Annotated in this window: 13 protein-coding genes; 6 read left to right on the top strand and 7 right to left on the bottom strand. The window is 70.3% G+C overall.

The features are described 5' to 3' along the window. The first annotated feature begins 418 nt into the window (after window positions 1-418). The 4 genes from ACWC24_RS08630 (at window position 419) to ACWC24_RS08615 (ending at window position 6,831) form a co-directional block, all read left to right on the top strand. Window positions 419-1,081 (top strand): LuxR C-terminal-related transcriptional regulator, encoded by a 663-nt coding sequence (locus tag ACWC24_RS08630; RefSeq protein WP_450662078.1) that lies wholly within the window; start codon window positions 419-421, stop codon window positions 1,079-1,081. A 174-nt stretch (window positions 1,082-1,255) separates the two neighbouring features. Further along, a complete protein-coding gene (locus tag ACWC24_RS08625; RefSeq protein ID WP_450662077.1) occupies window positions 1,256-2,545 on the top strand; it encodes an HRDC domain-containing protein in 1,290 nt (429 codons plus the stop codon). 933 nt (window positions 2,546-3,478) lie between these two features. Continuing rightward, entirely contained in the window at window positions 3,479-4,696 is a 1,218-nt protein-coding gene (locus ACWC24_RS08620) for a thiolase family protein (protein WP_450662076.1), read from the top strand. Next, window positions 4,693-6,831 (top strand): 3-hydroxyacyl-CoA dehydrogenase NAD-binding domain-containing protein, encoded by a 2,139-nt coding sequence (locus ACWC24_RS08615; protein ID WP_450662075.1) that lies wholly within the window; start codon window positions 4,693-4,695, stop codon window positions 6,829-6,831. The genes ACWC24_RS08620 and ACWC24_RS08615 overlap by 4 nt, the downstream gene beginning before the upstream one ends. A gap of 195 nt (window positions 6,832-7,026) precedes the next feature. On the opposite strand, the gene ACWC24_RS08610 is transcribed toward ACWC24_RS08615, so the two are convergent. The 5 genes from ACWC24_RS08610 to ACWC24_RS08590 form a co-directional block, all read right to left on the bottom strand. Next, window positions 7,027-9,030 carry a PIG-L family deacetylase gene (locus ACWC24_RS08610; RefSeq protein ID WP_450662074.1) on the bottom strand — a complete coding sequence of 668 codons (2,004 nt, stop codon included), beginning with the start codon at window positions 9,028-9,030 and terminating at the stop codon, window positions 7,027-7,029. A gap of 191 nt (window positions 9,031-9,221) precedes the next feature. After that, window positions 9,222-11,225 (bottom strand): PIG-L family deacetylase, encoded by a 2,004-nt coding sequence (locus ACWC24_RS08605; protein ID WP_450662073.1) that lies wholly within the window; start codon window positions 11,223-11,225, stop codon window positions 9,222-9,224. Further along, window positions 11,222-14,092 carry a stealth conserved region 3 domain-containing protein gene (locus ACWC24_RS08600; protein WP_450662072.1) on the bottom strand — a complete coding sequence of 957 codons (2,871 nt, stop codon included), beginning with the start codon at window positions 14,090-14,092 and terminating at the stop codon, window positions 11,222-11,224. Before ACWC24_RS08600 ends, ACWC24_RS08605 begins: the two co-directional genes overlap by 4 nt. Before the next feature lie 9 nt (window positions 14,093-14,101). After that, on the bottom strand, window positions 14,102-14,968 hold the full coding sequence (locus ACWC24_RS08595; protein ID WP_450662184.1) for a hypothetical protein: 867 nt from the start codon (window positions 14,966-14,968) through the stop codon (window positions 14,102-14,104). 95 nt (window positions 14,969-15,063) lie between these two features. Further along, window positions 15,064-16,746, bottom strand: a complete 1,683-nt coding sequence (locus ACWC24_RS08590) for a stealth family protein (RefSeq protein ID WP_450662071.1) — start codon at window positions 16,744-16,746, stop codon at window positions 15,064-15,066. A gap of 578 nt (window positions 16,747-17,324) precedes the next feature. On the opposite strand from ACWC24_RS08590, the gene ACWC24_RS08585 reads away from it, so the two are divergent. Next, the gene (locus ACWC24_RS08585; RefSeq protein WP_450662070.1) at window positions 17,325-18,434 is read left to right on the top strand and encodes an LCP family protein; all 1,110 of its coding nucleotides are present in this window, start codon (window positions 17,325-17,327) and stop codon (window positions 18,432-18,434) included. Window positions 18,435-18,580: 146 nt separating this feature from the next. Here ACWC24_RS08585 and ACWC24_RS08580 read toward each other — a convergent pair whose 3' ends face one another. Continuing rightward, window positions 18,581-19,597, bottom strand: coding sequence for a hypothetical protein (locus ACWC24_RS08580; RefSeq protein WP_450662069.1), 1,017 nt, complete (start codon window positions 19,595-19,597; stop codon window positions 18,581-18,583). A gap of 69 nt (window positions 19,598-19,666) precedes the next feature. On the opposite strand from ACWC24_RS08580, the gene ACWC24_RS08575 reads away from it, so the two are divergent. Further along, window positions 19,667-20,044, top strand: coding sequence for an NTP pyrophosphohydrolase (locus tag ACWC24_RS08575; RefSeq protein ID WP_450662068.1), 378 nt, complete (start codon window positions 19,667-19,669; stop codon window positions 20,042-20,044). A gap of 128 nt (window positions 20,045-20,172) precedes the next feature. Here the strand turns inward: ACWC24_RS08575 and ACWC24_RS08570 are convergent, their stop codons facing one another. Next, the gene (locus tag ACWC24_RS08570) at window positions 20,173-21,624 is read right to left on the bottom strand and encodes an ArnT family glycosyltransferase (protein ID WP_450662067.1); all 1,452 of its coding nucleotides are present in this window, start codon (window positions 21,622-21,624) and stop codon (window positions 20,173-20,175) included. Window positions 21,625-21,661 lie beyond the last annotated feature (37 nt).

Below are 21,661 nucleotides of genomic sequence, written 5' to 3'. Positions count from 1 at the left end.
CGGGACTGGAGCCGGGGCCGGGGCTGACGCAGGGGCCGAGCCGGGGCCGGGGGCACCCGCGTGAGAATCCCGCGGCCGCCCCTCCGCCGCGCCCGCGAGGCCCTCGGACCTGCGCCTGATCGGTTTTTCGACCGCTCTCTCACACTCGCTCACCCCCTCTTGGCCCGTTTGCTCGTCCGTTTTGATGATCTCTTTGTCGATACGGCCACTTTCAGACAACCAACTGGCTTCGACCGAAACGATTCGATCTTCGGATGATCGCTCGCGTGTCCGAATTGCACGTATTGTTACTCACTAGATCGTGATCATTTCCTAAAGGACGCCGGGTTTGGTGCCGAAGACGACTGTGACCTTGAAAGCACGGTTCGTCCCGGCTTCATCCCCACGAGCCGGTACCGTCCCCCACCCAGGAGGCCTGGTGTCCGTTCTCCTCGAGCAGCCCGCAAGCCTGGTCGCCTACCGCCCGAACAAGCCCACCGCCATGGTGGTCGTGGCCGACCCCCGCGTCCGCTCCACCGTCACCCGCCACCTGTGGGCGCTCGGTGTGCGCGACGTCATCGAGGCCTCGTCCATCGCGGAGGCTCGTCCCCGCATCGGCAACCCCCGCGACATCTGCGTCGCCGACGTCCACCTGCCGGACGGCTCCGGCCTCACCCTCCTGTCCGAGACCCGCGCGGCCGGTTGGCCCAACGGCCTCGCCCTCTCCGCCGCCGACGACATCGGCGCCGTGCGCAACGCCCTCGCGGGCGGCGTCAAGGGCTATGTCGTCACCGGCACCCGCACCAACGTCGGGCTCCCCACCCGCCTCGGTGCCGCCCCCATCGGCTCCGCCGCCGCCCGCCTGCACCGCCGCCCCCCGGGTGCCCCGAGCCACCCGGGCGGCTACCGCGAACTGTCCGGACGCGAGGTCGAGGTGCTGCGACTGGTCGCGGAGGGCCAGTCGAACAAGGCGATCGGCGTCTCCATGGGCCTGTCCGCGCTGACCGTCAAGAGCCACCTCGCCCGCATCGCCCGCAAGCTCGGCACGGGCGACCGCGCCGGGATGGTCGCGGTGGCGCTGCGGACCGGAATCATCCACTGACCATCACGACCGCATACCGATCTCCCGATCGGCCCACCGCCCGGATGTCACCCCATTGCCCCACTGACCGCTTTCGCTGACACGTGTGATACGTGACTGGTTTACACCCCTCAGGCGCCCGCCGACGGAACGTTCCGTCGGCGGGCGCTGTCGATACACGGATACCCTTGACATGTGACCGACGCCCAAGAGACCGCAGCAGCCACGTCACTGCGAACCACCGGAGGCGCCCCTCCGGACGACGGCGGATCTTCTGCGACCGGGGCGCCCGTCCCGCTGCTCGAACCGCGCGAGGGCATTCCGCCGGTGATCACCGACGAGGCCGCCCTCGCCGAGGTGATCGCCGCCTTCGCCGCCGGAACCGGCCCGGTGGCCGTGGACGCCGAGCGCGCGTCCGGCTACCGCTACGGCCAGCGCGCCTATCTGGTGCAGCTGCGCCGCGCCGGCGCCGGCTCCGCCCTGATCGACCCCGTGGCCTGCCCGGATCTCTCCGGGCTGGGCGAGGCGCTGTCCGGGGTGGAGTGGGTGCTCCACGCGGCCACCCAGGACCTGCCCTGTCTGCGCGAGATAGGCATGGTTCCCAGTCTGCTGTTCGACACCGAGCTGGCCGGCCGGCTGGCCGGGTTCCCCCGGGTGGGCCTGGGCGCGATGGTCGAGAGCGTGCTCGGATTCGTCCTGGAGAAGGGCCACTCCGCCGTCGACTGGTCGACCCGGCCGCTGCCCGATCCCTGGCTGCGCTACGCGGCCCTGGACGTGGAACTCCTCGTCGATCTGCGCGACGCGCTGGAGAAGGAGCTGGACCGGCAGGGCAAGCTGGAGTGGGCCCGGCAGGAGTTCGACGCGATCGCCTCCGCTCCGCCGCCGGAGCCCCGCAAGGACCCCTGGCGACGTACGTCCGGCATGCACAAGGTGCGGCGGCGGCGCCAGCTCGCGGTGGTGCGCGAGCTGTGGGAGGCCCGCGACCGGATCGCGCAGCGCCGGGACGTCTCGCCGGGCAAGGTGCTCGGCGACGCGGCCATCGTCGAGGCCGCCCTCTCGCTGCCGGCCAACGCGCACGCCCTCGCCGCGCTGGCCGGGTTCGGGCACCGCATGGGGCGGCGGCAGCTGGACCAGTGGCAGGCGGCCGTCGACCGCGCCAGGGCGTTGCCCGACGCACAGCTGCCGCAGCCGGGGCAGCAGGTGACCGGTCCGCCGCCGCCGCGGGCGTGGGCGGACAAGGACCCGGCCGCGGCTGCCAGGCTGTCGGCCGCGCGGGCGGCGGTGTCGGCGCTGGCCGAGCGGATCGACATGCCTCAGGAGAACCTGATCACACCGGACACCGTGCGACGGGTCTGCTGGGAGCCGCCGAGGAGCACGGACGTCGACTCCACCGCGGCCGCGCTGGCCGGGTACGGCGCCCGCCCCTGGCAGGTGGAGCTGGTGGCCCCGGCCCTGTCCGAGGCGCTGTCCGTCCGGGCCACCTGACAGGACACCCACCGGCCCCTGACGGCCCGGCACCGCCCCTCGCCCGGACCGCCCGCGGCCCGACGGGCCCCACGGACCACACCGAGGTCCTCGATCGGCCCCCACGGACCATGGCCGAGGTCCCCGACCGGGCCCCGAAGGGACCATCGGGGACCCTGACGGACCACCACGGACCGCCGAGGTCCCGGGTGGACCCCCACACGGACCGCCGAGGTCCCTGACGGACCACCACGGACCGCCGAGGTCCCGGGTGGACCCCCACACGGACCGCCGGGGATGTGGATGGCCCCCCACGCTCCGTCCGTGTCCCCGACGGACCCCCGCGGGCCGCCGGGGATGTGGACGGACCGTCGCCGCCCGGGTCGTGGGCGGTCCGCGCCCGCACTCCTCTCCGCCCTGCGCCTCCGCTACGCCCGAAGGTGACGCGGAAACGGAGTAAGGGCGTACGTCGAGATCACGCCAAGATCCGGCACGGACAGGCAGCGGCACACCGCTCCCGCGCGTCAGCAGAACACGGCCGACCGCAGGCGGACGAGGGTGCGGACCGCCGCCCGACCCGTGCGCGGCGGGCGCGGCCTCTCCCGGCAAGGCGCCCCCCGGCGCCCCCAGGGCCGACCCGCCCCGGAGCCGACCCGGCACGCCCGGCAAGGCGACTTCGGCACGCGCACACCCGACCCCCGCACCCGGCAGGACGACTTCGGCACCCCGCGGAAGCAACCCCGACGCACCGGACAAGGCGACTTCGGCACGCCCGCGGAGGCGGCTCCGGCGCGCCCGCGGAGGCGGCTCCGGCGCGCGGGTGAATGTGACCTTCGCCGCTCCAGCCCCCGGGGCTGGGCAGCATGGTTACTCGCAAGTAGCATGGGGAGGTGAGCGCGCGCTCAGCGCGTGTGCCGCGCTGCAGTGCCATCCCGCATCTGGAGGAGAGCCATCGTGCCTCGTACCGTCAGGGACGTCGTCTTCGTCGACGGCGTCCGCACCCCGTTCGGCAAGGCGGGCCCGAAGGGCATCTACCACGAGACCCGCGCCGACGACCTCGTCGTGAAGGCGATCCGGGAGCTGCTGCGCCGTAACCCGGGCCTCGACCCCAAGAAGATCGACGAGGTCGCCATCGCCGCGACCACGCAGATCGGCGACCAGGGTCTGACGCTGGGCCGTACGGCCGGCATCCTCGCGGGTCTCCCCCAGTCGGTCCCCGGCTACTCCATCGACCGCATGTGCGCGGGCGCGCTGACCGCCGTCACGTCCGTCGCGGGCTCCATCGGCTTCGGCGCGTACGACGTCGTCATCGCCGGTGGTGTCGAGCACATGGGCCGTCACCCCATGGGTGAGGGCGTCGACCCCAACCCGCGGTTCGTCAGCGAGAAGCTGGTCGACGAGTCCGCCCTGTTCATGGGCATGACCGCGGAGAACCTGCACGACCGCTACCCCACCATCACCAAGCAGCGCGCCGACGAGTACGCCGTGCGCTCGCAGGAGAAGGCCGCCAAGGCGTACGCCGACGGCAAGATCCAGCAGGACCTGGTGCCGATCTCGGTCCGCCGCACCAACGCCGAGGCCGGTGAGACGGGCTGGGGCCTGGTCACCGCCGACGAGCCGATGCGCCCGGGCACGACCCTGGAGAGCCTGGCCGGCCTCAAGACCCCGTTCCGGGTGCACGGCCGGGTCACCGCCGGCAACGCGGCCGGTCTGAACGACGGCGCGACCGCCTCGATCATCGCGTCCGAGGACTTCGCCCGCGAGAACGGCCTGCCGGTCAAGATGCGCCTGGTCTCGTACGCCTTCGCGGGCGTCGAGCCGGAGGTCATGGGCTACGGCCCGATCCCGGCCACCGAGAAGGCCCTGGCCCAGGCCGGTCTGTCGATCGAGGACATCAACCTCTTCGAGATCAACGAGGCGTTCGCCGTCCAGGTCCTCGCCTTCCTGGAGCACTACGGCATCGCCGACGACGACGCGCGCGTCAACCAGTACGGCGGCGCGATCGCCTACGGCCACCCGCTCGCCTCGTCGGGCGTGCGTCTGATGACGCAGCTGGCCCGTCAGTTCGAGGAGCAGCCGCACGTCCGCTACGGCCTGACCACCATGTGCGTCGGCTTCGGCATGGGCGCGACGGTCATCTGGGAGAACCCGCACTTCGAGGGGGACAAGTGAGCAACACCGCCGAGCTTCTGAAGGGTGCGGCCGAGCTGTTCCCGGACGAGGTCGTGACGTCGGCGCACGTGCGCCACCTCGACCTGCCGTACGGCGCCGGGCGTTTCGCGCTCGTCACGCTGGACAACGGCTTCGACCACACCAAGCCGACCACCTTCGGCCCGGCGTCGCTGGCGAACCTCAACGCCGCGATCGACCAGGTCGAGGCGGAGGCCGCGGCCGGCGGGATCGTCGGCGTCGGCATCACCGGCAAGCCGTTCATCTTCGCGGTCGGCGCCGACCTCAAGGGCGTCGAGCTCCTCAAGGAGCACAAGGACGCGCTCGCCATCGGCAAGGGCGGCCACGAGGTCTTCAAGCGCCTCGCGGGCCTCGCGGTCCCGACCTTCGCGTACTACAACGGCGCGGCCATGGGCGGCGGCGTCGAGGTCGGCCTGCACTGCACCTACCGCACGGTCTCCAAGGCCCTGCCGGCGTTCTCGCTGCCCGAGGTCTTCCTCGGCCTGGTCCCCGGCTGGGGCGGCTGCACGATCCTGCCGAACCTGATCGGCGCGGACAAGGCCGTCTCGGTGATCATCGAGAACAGCCTCAACCAGAACAAGCAGCTCAAGGGCCAGCAGGTCTTCGACCTCGGCATCGCCGACGCCCTCTTCGAGGGTGCGGACTTCCTGGAGCAGTCGCTGATCTGGACGGCGAACGTCCTCAAGGGCGACATCGCGGTCGAGCGTCCGGCGATCGACCGCGGCGAGGCCTGGGACCAGGCCGTCGCCCGCGGCCGCGCCGCCGCCGACGGCAAGGTGCACGGCGCGGCCCCGGCCGCCTACCGCGCGCTGGACATCATCGCCGCCGCCAAGAACGGCGACCTCCAGCAGGGCTACGACGCCGAGGACCTGGCGCTCGCCGACCTGATCATGGGTGGCGAACTGCGGTCCGGCATCTACGCGTTCAACCTGGTGCAGAAGCGCGGCAAGCGCCCGGCCGGTGCCCCGGACAAGAACCTGGCGCGCCCGGTCACCAAGGTCGGCGTGGTCGGCGCGGGCCTGATGGCCAGCCAGCTCGCCCTGCTCTTCCTGCGCCGCCTCGAGGTCCCGGTCGTCCTCACGGACATCGACCAGGAGCGCGTCGACAAGGGTGTGGGCTACGTCCACGCCGAGATCGACAAGCTGCTCGGCAAGGGCCGGATCAACCAGGACAAGGCCAACCGCCTCAAGGCGCTGGTCTCCGGCGTCCTGGACAAGGCCGAGGGCTTCTCCGACGCGGACTTCATCATCGAAGCCGTGTTCGAGGAGATCGGTGTCAAGCAGCAGGTGTTCGCGGAGGTCGAGGCGGTCGCCCCGGCGCACGCGATCCTCGCCACCAACACCTCGTCCCTCTCGGTCACCGAGATGGCCTCGAAGCTGAAGAACCCCGAGCGGGTCGTCGGCTTCCACTTCTTCAACCCGGTCGCGATCCTGCCGCTGCTGGAGATCGTCCGCGGCGAGCTGACCGACGACGCGTCGCTTGCGACCGCCTTCGCGGTGGCCAAGAAGCTGAAGAAGACCGCGGTCCTGGTGAAGGACGCCCCGGCGTTCGTCGTCAACCGCATCCTCACCCGCTTCATGGGCGAGATCCAGAACGTCATCGACGAGGGCACCTCCGTCGAGGTCGCGGAGAAGGCGGTCGAGCCCCTGGGCCTGCCGATGTCCCCGCTGGTCCTGCTGGAGCTGGTCGGTCCCGCGATCGGTCTGCACGTCTCGGAGACCCTCAACCGGGCCTTCCCGGACCGCTTCACGGTCTCCCCGAACCTCGCGGCCGTCGTCAAGGCGGGCAAGCGCGGCTTCTACGTCTACTCCGCCGAGAACGGCTTCAAGCCGGTGCTGGACCCCGAGGTCGCCGCGCTCCTGAAGCAGGGCGATGTCGTCCTGACCGAGGAGCAGGTGCGCGCCCGGGTCCTCGACGCGGTCGCCCAGGAGATCGGGCTCATGCTCGACGAGGGCGTCGTCGCCGAGGCCCAGGACATCGACCTGTGCCTGATCACGGGCGCCGGCTGGCCCTTCCACCTGGGCGGCATCACGCCGTACCTGGACCGTGAGGGTGTCTCGCAGCGGGTGAACGGCAAGCCGTTCCTGGAGCCTGGGGTGGCTTCGGTCCCGGCATGACGTCCACCGCGCACCGGTCCTGACACCGGTGCGACACGCGACCGCCCCCGCCGCTTCCACAGCGGCGGGGGCGGCCTGCGTGTCACCGGTCCGCGGTGCACCGGCACGTCCCGGACGTCGTACGGCACACGTGAAGAGGGCCTCCACGCACTGCGCGAAGACCCTCTCTCGTTCCACACCGGCGAACCGGACGTCTCACACCACTGTCAGCGGCCCGAAACCGTCGGCGACATCACCCGTGGCCTGTCGCATCACTCTCACCCGCGCGTCCGTGCCCATCACCGCCACCACGACCCGCCCCACATGGTCCAGCGCGAGGGCGGGCGGACGAGCGATCAGCACATCGTGGTCGGTCCACTCCGGTGCCTCTTCCCGGCCCTGGACCGCGACGACCGCGGTGCTCAGCCGGTTCCGGGCGTTGCGGCGCGCGAGGACGACGACGTCCTGGCGGCCGGTCTGCTGCCGCAGCGCCGCGATCCTGCCGGTTCCGCCGTGGCCACCCAGCCGTTCGACACGTTCGTTCCACCGGCCGTCAGGCCGCTGCCGCACGCACAGCACCTCGCCCGAATCCTCCTCACGGTAGAAGAGCGCCATACGCGAACGTCCGATCTGCACCGGCGTGATTCCGCCGACGGGCCGCCAGGCGTCCGGATCGGCCGACGTCACCCCGTCCTGCAGCTTGTACGGGCCGTACACGCTCTCCTGGTACCAGTGCAGGCCGCTGACGCGGTTCGCAGCGAACAGTTCGATCCGACCGGTGGACTTCAGGACAGCTGTCAGGCAGTCCTGCACGGCGCGACCGCCCAGGTCCTCCCAGTCACCCCAGCCGTCGCCGGTCTCACGGCGGGCGCTGACACCGGACCCGAAGTTGCGCATGAACACGTGCAGTCTGCCCGAAGGATCCACGGCGGCTTCGGGGACGCCCACCTCCCGGCAGCGTCGCCAGTCGTTCGACCGCTCGTTGGGATTGCCGACCCTCTCCCAGGGGAGTACCGCCCCGGTGCGGGCCTGCCGCCGCATACGGACGACCTCCACGTCCACCTGGCCGCCCAGCCCTTGGGCGCGACGCAGAGCGACGAGATGTACTCCGCCTTCCCTGTCCGGCGCCACGGCCAGTGCGGGGGCCAGGCCGGTGCCGGGCAGGAAAACCGGCCCGCCCCAACTGTCGCTGCCCGGCTCGTTCTCGGTCCAGACCGCGACCCGGCCACCGAGCATGGCGTACGCGGCGAGCCGGCCGTCGGCCTGCAGATGGAGCCAGTCGGTCCCGCCCTCGTACCGGGCCCGGGTGCTCCAGCCATAGCGACGGATGTCGACTCCGTCAGAGAGCTGCAGGTCACCGCAGTAGCGGTGCCGGCAGTCGTGTCCGTCGGCGGAGGTGTACACGTGGAGCACGCGCTTCTTCTCGGCCCAGCCGTCCTCGGTGAGGTTGCTGGGCCAGCTCTTGTTTCCGTAGCCGACGCAGTTGTCGACGAGGGGCGGCGCGCCGCCTTCCACGATGTAGTGCTCCAGCGCCGCCAACGCGAACTGTGCCGCCGCGGTGTGGTCCTGGTGGTCGCTGGACTGCGGCCCTCGCTCCTCGTCCCAGTGCGTGTGCCAGGGATCGGGGTCCATGGTCCAGAACTGGCTGGGCCGCGCGCGATGGAGTATCTCGACCAGGGAACGCAGCAGCTCGTCCTTGCTGATCTCCTGCGGCTGGTGCAGCGGTGCCCCCGCGGCAATCAGGGTGAGCTGGGCGGAGGCCTCCCCGTTCCACAGCTGGGCCAGCTGGACGGGCGGCACGTCGGCCGGGAATCCGTGCCGGGTGTCGACGATCCGCAGCCCGAAGAAGAGCAGCTGCACATGGGGCGCGACCAGCAGGGTGGAACGGTCCACCGACACTCCGGTCGAGAACGTGAAGACGTCGCGTGCCCATTCGCTCTCGCGGTCGCCCGTCACCATGTCCGCGTACGCCGCGCGCAGTCCCTGCTGACGCGCCTCGGCGTACCCCTCGTAGTCCGGCGGGCTGTCCATACGGAGGGGGTCACGGGTGTCGATGTTGCGTCCGTCGGCCTCGCCTGCCGTCAGGTACACGCTGGTGACCTGGCGCCCCGCCTCCAGCGCCCGTTGCAGGTCGGGGTTGATGAAGTAGAGGTCGTCGTCCGGATGCGCCAGCACCTGGACCAGCGAGGGCCGTACCGGGGGTCCTCCGGCGGGCTCCACGCCGGGTTCTCCTCGCCCATGGAAGGGCTGGGGACGATTCGGGTCAGGGATACCAATGCTCATTGCTGCCATCCAGAAAGACGTCCCGTGCGGAACATCTGATTACGCGGTGTAACCGCCTCGAACTGACTGAGGGTCGGGAAGGGGCCGGGCAGGACGGCCGCCGGCGCGGCGTCCTGCCACGTCACACCTCAGCCCACAACCTGCCACGCCTCGAATCCGATCGACCCGCGGCCGGCCTGCCGGGCCACGGCCAGACGCCCGTCCACACCCAGCACGGCGATCCACGCACGGCCGACCGCGTCGAAGGCCACGGCTGGAGCGTGCACCGGCGGTCCGCCGAGCACCTCAGTGGAAAGTTCCTGCCAGGGGTTGTCGCCGGGAACGAAACGGTAGGCGATACCGCCCAGATCGCTGAGGGCGGCCACCAGTGTGCCGAGCTCCATGTCCGGACTCGCAGCGCAGGCGACCGCGCCGAAGCCGCCTCGGCCGCCGATCGACGCAGCCGGTCTGGACCACCGACCGCCCGGCGCGTCCTCCTCGGCCATGAGCAGCTGCCCCGTTTCGGGCTGCCGGAACACGGCCATGACCCGGTCGTTCGGCTGTACCACGGCCGTGGCGGGCGAGGCCGGGACAGTGAGGCGAAAACGAGGAGCACGCTGCAACTCCTCGTAATGGGAACCCTGTACCCAGTGGAAAACACCTTCTCTGCTGGCGGCGAAGACCTCTACCCGACCGTTGGGTGCGGTCAGCGCGGAAACGCCTTCTTGCAGCTCATGTCCGCGCAGATCGGTCCACTTGCCCCAGACACCGTCCGTCTCCTGAATGCGGGCGTGCAGTCCCTGTCCCGCATTGCGAACAAAGAGGTGCAGACGCCCCAGAGCATCACGGGTGACAGCCGGCGCACCCAAATGACGATCCCGCCCAGGGTTTCCCGCGCTGGGGTTGCCCAGAATGGACCAGTCGCCGAACGCCCCGTCCCGCTCGGTCTGTTCGAGTACGACAATCTCGCGTCGATGGGTGTGGTCCGGCCCTATGTGGGACATACGCCGAGCGAAGACCTGCCAACGACCGTCCGGCGTGAGGCTCACCGCCAACCCTGGCGACAGCGGGCCACCGCCCAGGAAGAACGGTCCACGCAGCTGACCACTGCCCGCCTGCGGCTCCAGCCAGAGCGCGACCTGCTGGTTGACCACGGCGAAAGCAGTCAGGCGGCCGTGTGCGTCCCTTCCGAGCCAGGGCCCGTTCGGATGGCGTGGCGTGGTGCTCTGCACCCAGCCCGTGGCGCGCGAGTTGAGGCCGACCGCGTAGTCACCGCTGCCCGCAGGATCACCGCAGTCGTAACCGTCGGCGGCGCCGTAGATGTTGAGGAAGTACTCCTTTAGCGAGACCGCCTGCAGCCCGAGACCTTTGGGCCAGCGCTCATTGTAATAACCCCGGAAGGCTTCGACGACGAAAGTGTGCCCTTCACCCGGCCCTTCGTACTGTTCCAGTGCGAGAGACGCGAAGAGCGCAGCCGCAGTGTGATCGCAGTGGTCGGCCAGGTCACCGAAGTCGTAACGCTGCGGGAATCGCTCGTCGTGGACAAGTCGATCGGGGTCCGGGTCCAACGTCCTTACGAGCGTCGGTCGAGCAAGATCGAGAATTTGGACCAAGGTGTCGACCAACCCGGAACGCGTGTACCAGTGCTCTTCGTTCACGATTCCGCCACTCACCACCAGCGTACGGACTCGCTCCTCCTCCCCCTGCCACAGAACGTGCAGACTCCGCGGCAGTGCACCCTGGATGCCGTGCTGGCGGATATTGAGAAAGACCAACTTGATCCATGGCGCGTCCGCGAGCGAGTAGACCTCGGCGACGGCACCCCCCGCCGTGGGCAACGCGGACGGCACCCAAGGCGCTGTACGGTCGCCGAGAACCATGGCAGCGTAGGCGGCTCGGATGCCGTTCTGTCGCGCCTTCCCGTAAGCCTCCTGGTCTGCGACGGGCTTGGTCATCTGCCAAGGGCGAGGGTTCCGGCCGTCCGAGTCCCCATTGGTCAGATATACCGTCGTGGTGGGTGTACCCGCCTTGACCGTCCGAAAAGTGACAGGGTTCATGAAGAACAGGTCGTCGTCCGGGTGCGCGACGATCTGCAGTACGGAGGCGGCGGACACGCTGAAGTCTCTTTCTTCTGTCTGGTCGAAGTAAGTCACAACGGCCATTCCGGCAGATATCCGGAATGGGCACGACGATTTCTGGTGGACCCCGTTTCAAACTGACTGGCCACTGGAAAATAACTCGGCAGGAAGGCGGTCAGAATCGCATCCTGCTCTTCTTCCGGCACATCTCCGTCGTGAAAATCATTAAGGCAGAACACGTCATGGGGACGCGCCGTCAGGATACGCTGCAATCTCGGACCGTGCTCGACGAGCCCGACGTTGACGAATCCGCACGAGATGTTGCCGGGCACGCTGCGCAGCGTGTGGAATCCGTAGTAATGGTGCAGCGACGACGCCACCGAAACATCGCTGCGATCGCGCAGCTGATTGCCGGCAGCAACCGCGATCTCAGGTTCGTACTCCCGCTCGATGTCGGCAAGCACACTGCGCCGCAAGGGGTGAGGGGCGTGCAGGAACGAGTGCACCAAGGTCTGCCCGAAAGAACTCTCGATCAAAGCCCGATTGTTCTTGGCGGCGGCGATGTTGAACTCGTCCTCGTCCGACGGCGGGGACATCGGCACGGCCGTGGGCGACATGAAGTGTCTGGCCTGGCCGTTCCCGAGGAAGAACATGTTGGGCTGTACGGTCCGCCCCAGGAAAACGTCGTCGTTGAAGTAGAGGAAGTGCTCGGACAGGCCCTCGATGTGGTGCAACTGGCTTTCGATGGCATGGGAGTTGTAGGTGGGCAGAGCTCCCCTGTCACCGAAGATCTCCGCGTGGTCGACGATCCGCACACGGGGGTGGGACAGGTCCAGCCATTTCGGGGCCTGCTTGTCGCTGACGATGTAGATGTTGCGGATCCACGGAGCGTACATGTCGATCGACCGCAAGGAATAACGCAGTTCGTCCCGGTCGCGGAAGCGGGCCGCGCTCGTGGCCGCGTCCTGGGTGTCCATTCCCAGGCCGGCCAGGACGGAGTTCTTCCGCTCCAGCCAGTCGACGTCGGCGCCGTTCACCCAGGTGTAAACAGCGTCCACGGGGAAGTCGACGTCCCCATGGATCCTCTGTCCGAAAGGCGCGATCGTCGGGTACCGGCGGCCGCCCAGCGTGATGGGGCGGCGGTGCATGGCGCTGACGGGCACTCGGTCACCGATCAGAGTCCGGGCCGGGCCTTTGAGGTACCCGGTCTCGTCGGGCTCGTCGTCCCAGAAGGTGATCGTGCAACCGTAGACCGCCCCGAGACGCAGCGTCCGTGACGGCGATACGACACTTCGGTAGACGCTGATGCCCGAACAGGCGCCGTCGACGTATTGGCCGATCAGGGCGGTCAGAGCCGTCGCCACCGTCTTCTGGGCCTCGTTGAGCACGGACGCGTAGACGGCCTCGTCCGCGTACCGCTCGGCCAGTGCCTTGAAAACAGCCCCCTGATAGGAGCGGTGCACAGCGACCGAGTGCCGCACCAGGTGGTCGCGCACGACCATGTACGGGATGGCCGCGCCCTCCAGAGCGTTGGCCACGAGCGCGAGGTTCGCCTGTACCACGTCCCAGGGCGACTGCCACTCGAGCAGTGCGCACACCTGACCGCCGTCCTGGACCAGGCCATGCCGCTCCAGCAGGCGCTGCTCCAGCGCCCGCTGGTCGCCCGAACGAACGGACCCGGCAGGCATGGGAGGTGCCGCCGGCAGACCCCCTTCGGGGCTGCTCAGGTAGGCGTGCACCGCCTGTCGCTCGGCCTTCACCAGATCCCTGCGCCCACGTTCACGGTCTGCCACGAGCTCGTGGAACAGCCCCTCCCACTGGGCGGTGACCACGGCGGGCGAGAACCGGTCGACGGAGGCGAGCGCCGCGACGCCCATGCGGTGACGGAGTTCCGAGTCCTCGATCAGTGTCAACAGGGCGGAGGCCAGGGAGTCGATGTCCCCCGGGGGCACCAGGATGCCGGTCTCCCCGTCGATCACCACTTCCCGTGGGCCGTTGGGTGCGTCGTAGGAGACGACGGGGACGCCCGCCGCCTGCGCTTCCGCGAGGACCAGTCCGAATGCCTCGTTCCGGGAGGTGAGCAGGGCGATGCTGGCCTTGGCCCACTCCTCCGCGAGCTGCGGCGAATTGCCGTTGAGCTGCACGCAGTCGTGCAGTCCGAGCATGTCCATCTGCCGACGCAGGGCACCGCTGAGCGGTCCGTCCCCGAAGACGCGCAGCTGCCAGTCGGGGTGATGCTTGGCCACCGTCGCCCACGCGGTGAGCGCGTGGTCGATCTGCTTCTCCCCGACGAGCCGGCCGGCGATGACGACGGTTCGGGTCTCCAGGGTCGACCGGGGCCTGAACCCGCTGGGCAGCGCGTTCGGCACGACCGCCAGACGAGGGGCGGCCGCGCCCAGGGTCTCGGCGAACCATTCCCGGGTCCGCTCGCTCAGCACTGCCAGGACGTCCAGCCGCGCGGCATACCGCAGCAGCGGTTCGCCGCTGGTTCCGCGCAGCTCGGAGACACGGTGCTCCTGGTGGACCGTGATCACCCGGGCCGGGGCCAGACGGACCGCCAGCGCCATCAGCGCGGGAGTCGTGGTGATCAGGACGTCGGTGTCGGTCTGCTGCAGGGCGAGTTCGAGTTCGAGGTCGGTGAGACGGTTGAACGCCGACTCCCACGACTGGTCGACGATTTCGCTCGGCCGGGCAGCCAGCCCCGACCACACCTCGTCCCCCACGTCACTGCTGCGCAGCGGGCGAGGGGCCTCTCCCGTGATGTCGACCAGGTAATCGAGTCGCACCCGTTCGTCGGGCACGAAGAACTGCGTGGGCTTGCTCTTGAAGACGCTGAGGACCCGGACCTCGTGCCGGGCCGCGAGTTCGGTCGCCTGGTTGAAAACGGCGCGTTCGGTGCCACCGACGGCGTCCGCCGTGGTGAGCAGGAATGTGATCTTCACTTCTCGGACTCAGTCTGCCTCGGGCATGCGCGTGCAGGTGACTCGGAGATTCCCTGCCGGGGTATAGCGCGGTTGGACGATCATGGGGGTCTGGCCGACGGGGGTCATGGCCATGCTGCGCATGGCGAAGACGCGCCGCGGGTTGCGGACGTCGTGCAGCCGCCGACCCAGTCTCAGCGCGGGACCGGCCTCCTGGCACAGCACGACGTCCCAGTGCTCCGGCCTCGTGGAGCGTGGTCTCATCTGCTCCAGGGGAACCTCGGCCCTGAGGACACCCGATCCCAAGGAGTGAACGGGCTGACGGATCCGGCGGCCGGCCGCGACGAACTCCGCCCACGGCCTGTCGGCTTCGGTGCCCAGCACCCGGAAGTCCACCGTCACTCCGGCGTGCGACATGTGCACCTTGGACACCTCGGCGGCCGGCACCGGAGAGGAGTTGACGATCCGGGCGTTACCGGTGACGGTGCGCCCGACACGGTAGCGCGCCCCGGTGACGCGGGAGACCGTCATGGGCTTGGTCGGGCCCTCGTAGGGAACCGGGGGCTGCAGGAGCAACAACGCCAGAGACCGTGACCGTCCCCCTGTCCGCAGGTCCAGCCGGAGCTTCCACCTTCCGGCGCCGATGGGTACCCCGCCGACTTCCGCGCCCATCAGCACTGCCGCGTCCACCAGGCCCTCGCCCCCCGGGCCCCGGTAGGCACGCGCCTCAGCACGGTGCCGCCTGAAGCCCCGCCGAAGTATCACGGCCGCGTGATCAGGTACGGGCATGGCAGGGGGCAGGACCGCGTGGAGATTCACGGTCTGGCCGTCGAGGACGGCCGCGTAGCGCAGCTGCGCGGTGCGCTTCTTCTTCATCGGGAGGAACAGATGGAGCATCAGCCAGAGCCGGATCGCCACTGCGCGTCCGCGGAGCCCCGGCCGGGGGCCTCCGGTCCCGCCGGACGCGTCGGGAGAGGTTGCCGAAGAGGAGCTCACGGGTAGGAGGCCTCCAGCTCCGACGTCGGAGCCGTCTGCGGAGCGGGGGTGCCGGCAGTGCGCTCGTAGGGGCTCGAAACGGGGAAATACGAGTCGAGGAAGCGGGTCACCATCCGGCCCTGGGCCTCTCTGTCTTCCGGCACCACCGTGTCGTTGATGCAGAACGTGTCGAAGTCGCGTCGGGCGAGCAGCCGGTCCATCCGCAGCGCCGCCTTGTCGTCGCCTATGTCGATGTAGACATAGCGCAGCTCTCCTACCGTGGCGCGCTCGGAGTGGTACGCGTAGTAGTGGTGCAGCGACGAGACCACGGGGACGTCGTACTGGGAACGGAACCGCGCGTGCTGGGTCACCCAGTGCGCCCTGGCGTAGGTCTGCTCGATCTCGGCGAGGACGCTGCGCCTGAGGACGTGCGGGGTGTGCTTCATCTTCTGGTTGATGACGGTGCCGAACTGCTGGGCGATCAGGCCCCGGCTGTTCTTTCCCGCGGCGTCCACGGGCAGGTCCTCCGGCTTGATCTGGCCGGACGGGATCAGCGCCTTGGACATGAAGAACTTGGTCAGCCCGTTCGGATGGAAGAACTGGTCCGGGCGCACCGGCCGGCCGAAGAACACGTCGTCGTTGAGGTAGAGGAAGTGTTCCGCGAGCCCGGGGATGTGGTGCAGCTGGCTCTCGATCGCGTGCGAGTTGAAGGTGGGCAGGGCGTTCGGGTCGGAGAAGATCTCCCGGTGGTCGACCACGCGCAGGCCCGGGTAGGCGGTGTCGAGCCAGGCCGGGACCTGCCCCGCGGTCACCAGGAAGATGTTCCGCACCCAGGGCGCGTACTGGTGGATCGACCTCAGGGAGTAGCGGAGTTCGTCCCTGCTCGTGTAGCGCGCGTCGTTCGCCGCCTGCTCGTGCAGCGGGGTGAAACCGGCGGCCAGCTGACGCCGTGCCGCGTCCTTGCGCCTGCGCCACACCGGGTCCGAGTCGTCGACCCAGGTGTACACGACATCGATCGGGAAGCGGTGCTCACCGATCAGCGAAGCAGTGAACTCGGGCAGGGTAAGGGTCTGACCGGTTACGTACTGGAACGGTACGGGGCTGAAGAGGGCCTGCTCGGCCCGACGGCGGCGGCCGGCCACCGGGGCGCTCGTGACCACCGAATTGGGCCGCGGCGCGACCAGCACGCCGTCGGCCTCCTCCCAGAACTCCAGGTCGCATCCCGACTCATGGGCGAAGACGAGGTTCTCCGTCGGGTCGCAGACGTTCCAGGACAGCCGGAGCACCTGCTCCGAACGGAGTCTGCGCCAGGTCTTCGCCGACCCTCCGGCACGCGGCTGTCCCCCCGGCATCGCACAGACATAGCCGGGGTTGCGACCGAAGACGAGCTGGAGCAGTTCCTCGACGTCGGCACGGAGCGCGGCGGGAACGGCCACACAGGGCACGTTCTTACCGGTGCCGCGTACGGCGAAGTAGTCGAGCCCGGCGTCCTCCAGCACCGCCACCAGCAGATGGAGGTTCCTGGCCCGGGCAGCCCATTCGGTGGCGCCCGGAACCACCACGGCCAGCACGTGCTGACCCTTGAACTGCACCACACGCATCGGGACGGCGGAGTCACGCAGCGCGGAAGCGCGACGCCCGCCCAGCGTCACCTTCATCAGCGCCGAGCGGAGCGAGTCGAGGGCCACGAGGGACCGCATGACAGCGTTCCGCAGCGGGCGCGGCACACGGCGCACGATGCGCCGGCGCGCCCGTACGGGCACCAAAGATCGATATGTCGATACCAGAGCACTGGCCTCAGGGCTACCCGGGCTCACCTCAGCTCCTCAGCATCTTCAGAAGAGGATTGAGGCCCCCCTCGCACCCAACCGGCCACACAGGCATGCCGGCCCGATCGGAACTGGACACCAGGACCGAGCAGATCACGCCATCGAATCTTCACATCTTGGCTACTCATTGTCTACATGGTGCATACACATGAGACACGTGTCACTTAAACTCACATCCGAGCCGAACGACGGAAACCGGCGACATGGGACGATCCCGCACCTCGCGCCCCGTAGCGGCACGATGGCGCGAGGGGACGGTCGACGGCCTGTCCCCCGTCGACGGCACCGGCGACAGGAACGACGGCCCTGGCCGGATATGTGCCCGAACGCATGTCTATAGTGCACGTCAGCCCGGCAGCGCACGGACCGGCCCTTCCCCCCCACCCGAGTCCTCGAGCCATCGACTTCCACCCCCTCGGGGGTACGACCAGCGAGGACCCGCAACCAGAATGAGCCATGTCTCGACGCCCCAGCCCACCGGTCCCGACCCGTCGCCCCGCCGCGACGGGGGTGACCGGAAAGCGCCCGTACGCCAGCGCACCGGGGGCCGCCGGGTCGGCCGGAAGATCCTGCTGGGCCTGACCGTCCTCGTCCTGGCCGCCGGCGGCACCGGCTACTGGCTCTACAGCGGCCTCGACGGCAACATCCAGCAGATCGACCTCGACCAGGCGATCGGCGACGACCGGCCCGCGAAGCTGCCCACCTCCGGGCAGAACATCCTGATCCTGGGCTCCGACTCGCGCGCCGGCGCCAACGCCGCGCTCAAGACGGGCAACGTCTCGGGGGCGCGGTCCGACACCGCGCTGGTGATGCACATACCCGAGGGGCGACAGAAGGCCGTCGCCGTCAGCATCCCGCGCGACACGCTGGTGACCCGTCCCGAGTGCACCCGGACGGACGGCTCCGAGGTTCCCTCCGCCAAGCGCGTCATGTTCAACTCCATCTACTCCCAGGTCGGTTCGGCCTGCGTGGTCAAGACCGTGGAGAAGATCTCCGGGATCCGCATGGACCACTACATGGAGATCGACTTCGCCGGCTTCAAGGGCCTGGTGGACGCGATCGGCGGCGTGACCGTCACCGTCGGCCAAGACATCCACGACACCTCCAGCGGTCTCGACCTCACCGCCGGCACGCACCGGCTGAACGGCACGCAGTCCCTGGAGTTCGTACGGACCCGGCACGGCATCGGCGACGGCAGCGACCTCGGCCGCATCGGTCTTCAGCAGCAGTTCATGACCGCGCTGCTGTCGGAGATCAAGAAGCAGGATCTGCTGGGCAGCCCGACGAAGACGTACAAGATCGCCGACAGCCTGACCCAGGCGCTGACCACCGACTCCGACCTCGCCTCGCTCACGGCGCTGGCCGAGTTCGGCCGGAGCATGAACGGCGTCGACCCGTCCACCATGGAGACGATCATGCTCCCGGTGTCGTACGACACGATCGACCCGAACCGGGTCGTGGCCGCCGAGCCCCAGGCATCGAAGCTGTGGAAGGCGCTGCGCACCGACTCCGAGATCCCCGAGTCGGCGAAGAAGTCACCCGCCAGGGGCGGATCGTGACCTGAGTACCGCGCCACACGGCCGCGCCCGTCCGTCCGACGCGGCGGTCGACACCCCGTCGGCCGTGGCCGCCGCCGCACCGATCGCGGTGTGGCGGCGGGGAGCGGGGGCGCCGACCGGTTCGACCTGTCCCGCTCCCGCCGTGTTCAGACCGTGCGCCAGGCCTCCAGCGCCAGGCCCGGTTCGTCCTTGCGGCGGGTGAGGCGCAGTTCGCCGGTCGACGGGGAGAGGGCGGCCGCGACCACCCGGCCGTCCTCCGCCACGGTGAGGCTCACCTCCGCGTCCCCGGGCAGTTGCGCGCCCGACTCGGTCCACCAGGCCCCGGCCGTCTCCTGTTCGGTCGGGTAGGCGGCGAAGGCCACCCGGCCCGAGGCCGAGCGCTGCGCGAGCAGCGTGCAGTCGTGGCCGTCCAGCTCGCAGCGGACCGCCGCGATCCGGCCCGGACCGGCTGCGGTCAGCAGGGCGACGGGCGCGCCGCCGGGGCGCCAGGCGCACAGGGCGCCGGATTCGTCGGTGAAGAAGAGGGTGGTGCTCTCCGGCGAGGTGGCCAGCGCGCGCAGCGTGCCCGGACGGGCCGATGCCTCCAGCGCCTCCATCCGGACCGGCGTGGCTCCCGCCTTCTCCTGTCGCCAGTGCAGCACGGCGCTCGGCATCGTCGCGTACAGCTCGACGCGGCCCGACTCCCCCGTCACCGCCTCCAGCTCCCCTTGGACGGCATGACCCCTGAGGTCGCGCCAGGGCTCCCAGCCGCCCTTCTCCTTCTGCGCGCGCATGCTCACCCCGCCACCCTCGTTGCGGACGAAGACATGGGCTCGCCCCTGGGCGTCCACCGCGACCGCAGGGGTGCCGGTGCGGTCGCCCGTCCTGTTGGGGTGTCCGATCGAGTCCCAGTCCATGGCCGCGAGCCGCGGTCGGAAGTGGGTGGAGTGCACCAGACCGGACTCGCCGGGCGCGGTGGGCCGCCAGGAGACCAGATGGGCATAGCGGTCGACGCCTTGTCCGATCCCGAGGACGGGGTGCAGTCGCTGCTCGCCGCCGATCCTGCGGGGCGCGGCCCAGGAGCCGCCGGGACCGCGCTCGGCCCGGCACAGGACCGCGTCGCCCGAGGGCATGTAGACACTGAGTCGGCCGTCGCGGCCGCGTATGAACCAATCGCCGTGCACCGCATCACTGTATGCCGCCGTCGGAGGCCGTCCTCCATGCGGGGCGGTCCCACGTGCGACGCTGGGCGCATGAGCGACCAGGACGCGCGCCCCCTCCTCGTGGTCGTCGACGCGGCGAACGTCGTCGGGTCGGTGCCCGACGGCTGGTGGCGCGACCGGCACGGCGCCGCGCGGCGGCTGCGCGACCGGCTGGCGGCCGACGGCCTGCCGGGGCACGACGGCCCGGTCGAGATCGTGCTGGTGGTGGAGGGCGCGGCCCGTGGGGTGGAGTCCGTGCCGGGGGTACGGGTGGAGCAGGCGCCCGGCAGCGGCGACGACCACCTGGTCCAGGTCGTCGCCGGCGCCGTCGGCCGCCCCTGTCTGGTCGTCACGGCTGACCGTGAACTCCGGCGCAGGGTGACGGAGTTGGGGGCGCGAGTGACGGGGCCACGGGCGGTACGGGGCTGACGGCGGAGGCCGTGCGGAACGGGTGGGGCGGCGGAGGCCGTGCGGAACGGGTGGGGCGGCGGAGGCCGTGCGGAACGGGTGGGGCGGCGGACGCGTGCGGAACGGGTGGGGCGGCGGACGCGTGCCGCTCACTGCCCCGCCGTCGCCCGCCGGTACAGCACCGCCCCGTCCACCCTCCCCGCCTCCTCGTACCCGGCGGCCAGCAGGTGCCGTAGTCCCGGGATGCGGTCCGGGCCGTACGGGCCGCCGCGGGAGTCGTCGACGATCAGTGACGGCGGGCGGTCGGCCAGTTCCGCGCGGAAGACCGGCCAGGTGCCGGGGACCGCGTACTTCTCGCCGACCTGGGGGCCGTCGCGCCCGCCGCTGAAGTTGGTGAGCAGACCGGCCGTCAGGTAGCGGCTGGCGGGGGTGCGGTCGGCCAGCCAGTACGTCTCCGGGTGCATGCCCCACAGCAGGACGCGGTCGGCGGGGCCGGTGCGGTCGGCGACGGCGGCGGCCAGGCGCTGGGCGTGGGCGAGTTCGGGGCGCGGGGCGAGCAGACCCCAGGCCAGGAACAGGACGCAGCAGCAGGACGAGGTCAGTACGGCGCCCGGCGCCCGCTCCCGGGGCAGGAGCTGGAGCGCGGAGGTGGCCAGCAGCGCGAGCGGCGGGATCAGCTGGAGGTAGTAGTGGCCGAAGAAGTGGAAGCCCGTCAGCACCGCTCCGGCCGACGCGGCCAGCCACAGCCAGAGGTCGGCCGCGCCCGTGCGCGCGATGCGCAGGGCCCGTACGACGGGCGGGAGCAGGCCCGCGCAGGCGACCGCGAGGATGGCCGTGTTGACCAGCGCCCGGCCCAGGACGTGCAGTTCGGAGCCGGTGAACGTGGCGTAGACGACGGAGCCGGTGACGGTCCAGAAGACGAAGCCCGCCGGATCGGTCAGCAGGGCGGCGCCCAGCACCGGCAGCGCCGCCCCGGCCGTCAGCCGCAACAGGGCGGGCCGTGCGGTGCCGCACAGCCACAGCACCGGCAGCAGTACCGCCCCTCCGGTCTGCTTGGCGAGGAAGGCACAGGCCACGGCGGCCCCGGCGGTCGCCCAGCGGCGCCGGTCGGCGCACCACATCGCGGCCGCCGTACAGGGCAGTATGAACACCTCGAAGCCCGCCGCCTGCGCGTCCTCGGGGTTGAGTCCGACCGAGACGAGCAGGTAGAGCACACCTGCGGTGCGGCCGGCTCGGTCGCCCCAGCGGCGCCGGGCGAGCGAGGCGAGTGCCGCGGCGGTGAGGAGCTGGGCCAGCACCGCGAACACCCGGACACAGGTGAGGGAGTGCGAGCCGCACAGGGCGAACGCCCCCTGGTAGAGCCACGGCACCAGCGGCGGCTTGCGGTCCACGACCGTCTCGTAGAGCTGTCCGCCGTGGGCCAGGAGGCGGGCCTGCACGGCGAGATAGCCCTCGTCCGGGTTCCACAGCGGCGGTACGAAGGACGGCACCCGGGTGACGCAGGCCAGCACCGCGAGCAGCGGTAACAGGCGCTTCCAGTACGACGCCGCCGCTTCGGCTGCGACTACGGAACGTGGTGTGGCGAGCGGTGCGGCAGACATGGGGAGCACGCTATCCGGCCTCGCATCTCCTGCCTGA

The sequence above is a fragment of the Streptomyces sp. NPDC001443 genome, from assembly GCF_053597355.1.
The sequence above is the reverse complement of the archived record's forward strand: the minus strand, read 5'-3'. Positions and strand labels throughout refer to the sequence as shown.